Here is a 6463-nt window from a genome sequence, read left to right on the forward strand (position 1 = left end):
GGTATTTCGCTTTTTTGTGACAAGGCGGCCGGGCCGATTTCGCCCGGCCTGACCGACCGCGACAGGGCCGTTGCGGGAACCGCGGCGCACCGCCATCCTTCGTCCGCGAGCTCCATCCCGGACAAGGCCATGACCTCTGCGAAACGTGCCTCAATCCCGATCCCGGTCTTCGACATCGGCAACGTGCTGATCGAATGGGACCCGCGCCACCTCTATCGGCGCATCTTCGACGACGCCCACGAGATGGAGCATTTCCTGGCCCATGTCTGCTCCCCGCCCTGGAACGAGGAGCAGGACCGCGGCCGCAGCTTCGGCGAGGGCGTGCGCCTGCTGGTCGAGCGCTTCCCCGAACACGCGGCGGCGATCCAGGCCTATGACGAGCGCTGGCACGAAATGGTGCCGGGCGCGATCGAGGGCTCGGTGGCCATCCTTGCCGCCCTGCGGCGGGCCGGTATCCCCAACTATGCCATCACCAATTTCTCGGCCGAGAAATTCCTCCTGGCGCAAGCGCGCTTCCCCTTCCTCGCAGGCTTCGACGGCATCGTCGTCTCGGCGCGGGAAAGGCTGATCAAGCCGGATCCGGCGATCTATCGCCTGCTGCTCGACCGTCACGGCCTTGCCGCCGCCGACTGCGTCTTCATCGACGACAGCCCGCGCAACGTCGAGGCTGCGCGCGGCGTCGGCATGCGGGCAATCCATTTCACCGGGGCGGACGGGCTGGCGCGGGAGCTCGCCGGGCTCGGCCTGCCGGTCGCCTGATCCTTCAGAGCCTGACCCGAAAGCCGTCGGGCCGGGTCTTTCCGCCGCCGACTTGCGTGTCTGACCCTCAAGCGGGCGTGCCGCTGCCGGCATTCTCGCCCTGGGCTCGGCGCACGCGCAGCCAATGCAGCGCCAGCCCGGCGGCGAGCACGGCGGCGCCGGCTGCATCGGCCCGGCCGTCGGCCGCCAGCAGAAGCAGGCCGCCGACGGTGGCGAGCAGGCGCTCAAGGGCGTTCGCCGGCCGCAGCGCATAGCCGGTCGCGCCGATGGCGAGGCCGAGCACCGCCAGGCCCGACGTGGCCGAGGTGAACAGGATCGCGGCCCAGTCCGCGGCCTCAGCCGGCCAGTGGCCGTCCGGGGTCAGCATCAGGAGGCGCAGGCCTTCCGGCGTCAGGCAGAACATGAAGGGCACGAGGAAGGCCGGCAGGGTGTATTTCCAGGCCTGCAGCATGGTGCGGAACGGCGTGCCGCCGGTGATGGCCGCGGCGGCGAAGGGGGCGAGCGCGGTCGGCGGCGACACGTCCGCCAGCACCGCATAGTAGAACAGGAACATGTGCGCCGCCGGCTCGGGCACACCGACATCGGTCAGCGCCGGCACCAGCATCACCGCAGCGATGATGTAGCTCGCCGTCACCGGCACGGCCGTGCCGAGCACCCACATCGCCACGGCAGCCAGGAGGATCACCACCACCCGCTCGCCGCCGCCGAAGGTGACGATCATCGAGGAGATGGTGAGCCCGAGGCCGGTCAGATTGACCACGGAGACGATGATGCCGGCGCAGGCGCAGATCGCGGCGATGCCGAGCACCGCCCGGCTGCCGTCGACCAGCGCCTCGATCATGCGTGTCGCGGCGGGGTCCGGCGTGCGCCCGGCGCGCCGGGCGGCGAGCGCCTCCAGCCCGGCGGCGGCGACCGCCACTGCCATGCCCCAGAACACGGCAACCGAGACGCGGTCGTCGAACAGCGTGCCGAGACCGAGGCCGGCGGCCGCGCCGGAGAGGCCGAAGCCATAGGCGGCCGGCGCCGCGATCAGGCCGAGGGCGAAGGCGCGAACGGTGACCAGGCGGCTGTGCTCGCGGATCATCGACAGGCCGAAGGCGATGGCGATCGACCAGAACACCGCCATGAACGAGGTGAAGCCGAGGATGAGGAAGACGGCGATCGCGGCCAGCGACAGGAAATGGTAGCCCTCGCGCAGGGTCAGTTGCCACAGCGAGGCGTCGGATGTGCGCGCCGGCCGGACCCCGAGGCGCCGCGCATCGGCCTCCGTCATCAGCCAGCAGGAGAGATAGTAGAGCAGCGTCGGGATGGTGGCGTAGATCAGGATGTCGAGATAGTCGACGTTGAGGTATTCGGCGATGATGAAGGCGGCCGCGCCCAGCGTCGGCGGCGACAGCGTCGCTCCGATCCCGGCCGCCGACAGCATGCCGGCGGCGACGTTGGGCGTGTAGCCCGAGCGGCGCAGCATCGGCCATGCCAGCGAGGAGATGGTCACCGTGGTGGCGACGCCCGAGCCCGAGACCGTGCCGAGCAGGAAGCCCGACATCACCACGGCGCGGCCGGGCGCGGAGGGGGAGGGGGTCTTGCCGAACAGGGCGAAGGCCCAGTCGATGAAGAATTTGCCGGCGCCGCCGCGCTCCAGGACGGCGCCGTAGATGGTGAACAGGATGATGAAGGTGGCGGCGACGTCGAGCGGCGTGGAGAAGATGCCCTCGAGCGTCAGCGCGTTCTGGCCGATGATGCGGTTCAGCGAGAAGCCGCGATGGTCGAACGGCTCGGGCAGGACCGGGCCGAAATAGCAGTAGAGCAGGAAGACGACGGCGATCGCCGGCAGCACCCAGCCGATGGTGCGCCGGCTGGCCTCGAGCACGAACAGGATCAGGGCCCCGCCGAGCACCAGTTCTTCCGGCGTCGGTCGGGTCGGCCGGGCCTTGTAGGCCTCGATCTCCAGGGAGAGATAGAGGGCGGTGGCGATGCACAGGGCGACCAGGATCCAGTCGATCAGGCGGCTGTCGATCAGGAATCGGCTGCGCGTGGCGAAGGGTGCGAGGCCGAAGCACAGCGCCACCAGCACCAGCTGCAGGCCGGCCCACAGGCTCTTGCCGAAGATGCCGCCCTGCGTCGCCAGCGCCAGGCAGAGCAGCACGCCGATGCCGGCGCTGAGCCATTCCTCCAGCGTCGCGCCCCGGGGCGGGCGGCCGTCGCCGCGCACCAGCGGGTAGAGCAGGAACACCAGCGCCAGCGCCGCGGCCAGGAAGCTGACGCGATAGACCGTGGTGTTGACCGAGAACTGCGTCCAATAGAGCGCATAGGCCGACAGGCCGAACAGCGCCGCCGCCGTCAGCCGGCCGAGCCAGCCCGTGACCTTGGCCGCCGGGCCGCCCTCATTGTCGGTGGAGAGCCGCTCCAGCTCCTCCTCGGTCAGCTCGACCTTCTCGTCGGTTTCCCGCATGCAGGGCGTCCTGTTGCGCCGGCGGGCCTCAGGCCCCGGCGGATCGCTCGAACGCGCCGGCCGTCACGGCCGGACACGGCGCCATGGGTATCGGGGCCTCGTCCCCGCATCGTTGCCGGCCCTTTGCCCGGCATCGGCGGACGGAGCCGCATCGTGCCGGGTCGATGCGCCCGCAGCCGGACCGGTACGGTCAGCACCCTATTTCAGCACGCCCTTGGCCTTGTAATAGGCTTCGGCCGCCGGGTGGAACGGCACGGCGGTCGGCGTGGCCGCGGTGGCCAGGCTCAGCTTGCGCGCCTCGGGGTGGACCTTGTGGATCGCCTCCAGGTTGGCGAAGATCCCGTCGAGGAGGGTGGTGACGAGGCTGTCCTCCGCCTTGGTCGGAACGATCAGCACATTGGCGACGCCAAGGCCGGGCGTGTCGGCGGTGGTGCCGGCATAGACGCCCTTGGGCAGCAGGAACGGGCGGTACTGGCCGGGATATTTCTTTTCGATCGTCGCCAGTTCCTCATTGGTGGGGACGAAGGTGATCGACGGCTGGCCGGAGGTGGCGAGATCGCGCACCGCCGCGGTCGGCACGCCGCCGATCCAGAAGAAGGCGGCGACCTTGCCGTCCTTCAGGGCGCCGACCGATTCGGCCACGCCGAGATTGTCGCGCGTCACGTCGGCCTTCGGGGCGAGCCCGGCCGCCTCCAGCACCCTGTCGGCAATGGATTCGGTCGAGGAGCCGGCCGAGCCGACCGAGACGCGCTTGCCCTTGAGGTCGGCCACCTTGGCGATGCCGGCGTCGCCGCTGGCGACGACGTGCAGGAAGGAATCGTAGAGCACCGCCAGGACGCGGATGTCCTGCTTGCCGTCTTCGGCGTAGGCGCCGAGGCCCTCGACGGCGTCATAGGCCGAATCGAGCGTGGAGAAGCCGAGCTCGGCCTCGCCGGCATGCAGCAGCTTGGCGTTGTCGACCGAGCCGCCGGTGACCTGCGCCGTCGCCTGCAGGTTCGGCACCCGCTCCGACAGGATCTTCGCCAGGCCGCCGCCATAGGGATAGAACACGCCGCCGGTGCCGCCCGTGACGATCACCATGCGGATGCGCGACTGTGCGGCCGCCCGCAGCGGCAGGCCGGCCAGGGCGGCGCCCGCCCCGAGCGCGAGCATGCGGCGGCGGCTGAGAGGGATGATGGGCATGCGAGGTTCCCCGTTGGATGTGAGGCCGCTCTTGCCGGCGGCTGATCCGATGGCGAAATCATAGAGACGAACTGTCGCACCGCAACCCGCCGCGACGCGCGGGCGGCGCATCCCCGGCCGCCGAGGGCTAGTGTCGGCACACATCCTAGGGGCCGGGCGAGAGGGGCGGAGACAGGCTGAGGCGGGACGTTTGCGTCTTCCCTCCCCCTTGCGGGGAGGGATGAAGGGTGGGGGTCGTGCAGGGTAGGAAGAGCCCTGCGTCTACGACCCCCACCCCCTTACCCCTCCCCGCAAGGGGGAGGGGATCGGCTGGCGTCGCGCCTGAAATCTCATGAACGACTTGTGTGCCGACACTAGCCGCCGAGGGACGGGGGAGGCGAGCGGCGGCGCCCGGAGAGGCGGGACTTCTCGGCCGCAGGGCGATTCGATCATGGCGACGAGGCGGCGCGTCGACGGCGTGCCTTGCGCAGCGCCGCGGCGGCCCGGTTCGCATCGCCGCTTTCCGCATCCCGGCCGAAGGCGGCGGCTTCCAGGGCGGCGCAGGCGTGGCGGGCATCGGGGTGGGACAGCCAGGCCGTGGACCGGTCGATCGTCGCGGCCCGGCTGAAGGCGTGCCAGGCCGCGCCGGCATCGCCGGCAGCGGCATGCCTTGCCATGGCCCGCAGCTCGTGCCGGGCGCGCATCTCCGTTCGCAGGCCGGACCAGAGCCGGCTGGCTTCGATCCGGCGGCGGCCAAGGGCGAACAGCGTGGCGGCCAGGGCCGCGAGGAAGGCGGCGGCCGCGAGCGCCAGGTCGGCATGGCGCGAGAGGCCGGCCGCGCCGGCATCGGCATCGATGCCGAGGTCGCGCTCCATCTCCTCGAGGGTGGGGCCGGCCGGGGCGATCGCCACGGTGCGCCCGGGCAGGGTCGCGACCGCCATGGCGCCGGCATCGGTGTCGAACCAGGGGATGCGGATGGCCGGCAGCTCCACCGCCTTGTCGCTGGCGGGCTTGATGTCCCAGGCATAGGTGATGCGGGCGCGCGGACCGTCGCGCCCCGCGGCCTCGGCGCGGCGGCCGGGCCTTGCCAGCGATTGGCGCCTTTGCTCGCCCGTCGCCGCGACCGGGGCGACGCCGATCACGGTCTCGCGCTGCGGCGCGGCGGGAAAGGCGATAAGGCCGGGGACGCGGATCGCCGGCTGGGGCGGCAACTGGTCGTCGGTCAGGCCCTCGGCCTCCAGCGTCACGGTGCGGCGCGTCACCTGGCCGGCGCGCAGGGTCTCCGGATCGATGGTCCAGCTCTCCGTCAGGCTCAGCGTCCGCGCCGGCAGCCACCAGCCGTCCTTCGGCACCGGGGCCGGCGCGACCGCCAGGCTGAGGGGACTGGAGGCGACATCGACGCCGGTGCGTCCGCCCGACCGGTCGATGATGGTGAGGTGATGCACGAAGGGCGGGATGACGAGCTCGCCGCTGCGCTGGGGATAGACGGCGATGGTGCGCTGGAAGCCGCGCGCCTGGCGGCCGTCCTGCTCGGTGTCGAACCAGGCGTCGCGGCCGACGGCGAGCCAGCGGAAACCGGGCAGCTCGGGCTGCTCGAGCTTCTCCAGGGCGATCGGCACGGTGAAGCTGCCGCGGATGCGCAGCAGCACCATCTCCTGCACAAAGGGCGCCCGGCCATGGCTCTCGACGTCGACCCACAGCCGCGCGCCCTCGACGTCGGCGGCGCGGGCGGGGGAGAGAAGGGCGAGGAGGAGGCAGAGGAGAGACAGGGGAGACGGAAAGAGACGCCGAATGCCTTCTCCGCGCAGCGGGGAAGGTGGCCCGACGAAGTCGGGTCGGATGGGGTGCGGCGGGCAAGGCACCGGCTCTGCCGGCATGGCGCCACGGTCGCGCAATCTCGTCCAAGACCCCGCCTTGCGGACCACACCCCATCCGGCCATGCTTCGCATGGGCATCTTTCCCTCTTCGCGGAGAAGGTTCTTTGTGCCCTTTGCGGAACGGCGCATCGCGTCCCCGCCGGTGTCTCTCACCATGCCGCCTCCTTCCCCGGCAGGGCCGTGCCGGCGGCGAGGCGGCGTTCGTGCTCGGCGG

The 6463-nt window shown here is 71.4% G+C and carries 4 protein-coding genes; 1 reads left to right on the top strand and 3 read right to left on the bottom strand.

The window, feature by feature from the left end; genetic code table 11:
- Positions 1-129 precede the first annotated feature (129 nt).
- Positions 130-759: an HAD family hydrolase gene (locus tag AC27L4_RS33160; protein WP_487146977.1), complete on the top strand. Its 630-nt coding sequence runs from the start codon at positions 130-132 to the stop codon at positions 757-759.
- 67 nt (positions 760-826) lie between these two features.
- Here AC27L4_RS33160 and AC27L4_RS33165 read toward each other — a convergent pair whose 3' ends face one another.
- The 3 genes from AC27L4_RS33165 to AC27L4_RS33175 all read right to left on the bottom strand — a co-directional run bounded on the left by AC27L4_RS33165 (position 827) and on the right by AC27L4_RS33175 (position 6249).
- Positions 827-3211, bottom strand: coding sequence for a TRAP transporter permease (locus AC27L4_RS33165; RefSeq protein ID WP_487146978.1), 2385 nt, complete (start codon positions 3209-3211; stop codon positions 827-829).
- A 198-nt stretch (positions 3212-3409) separates the two neighbouring features.
- Positions 3410-4393: a TAXI family TRAP transporter solute-binding subunit gene (locus AC27L4_RS33170; protein WP_487146979.1), complete on the bottom strand. Its 984-nt coding sequence runs from the start codon at positions 4391-4393 to the stop codon at positions 3410-3412.
- A gap of 428 nt (positions 4394-4821) precedes the next feature.
- Entirely contained in the window at positions 4822-6249 is a 1428-nt protein-coding gene (locus tag AC27L4_RS33175) for a hypothetical protein (protein WP_487146980.1), read from the bottom strand.
- Between the last annotated feature and the right edge of the window lie 214 nt (positions 6250-6463).

The organism is Labrys sp. Lb11 (assembly GCF_057554225.1).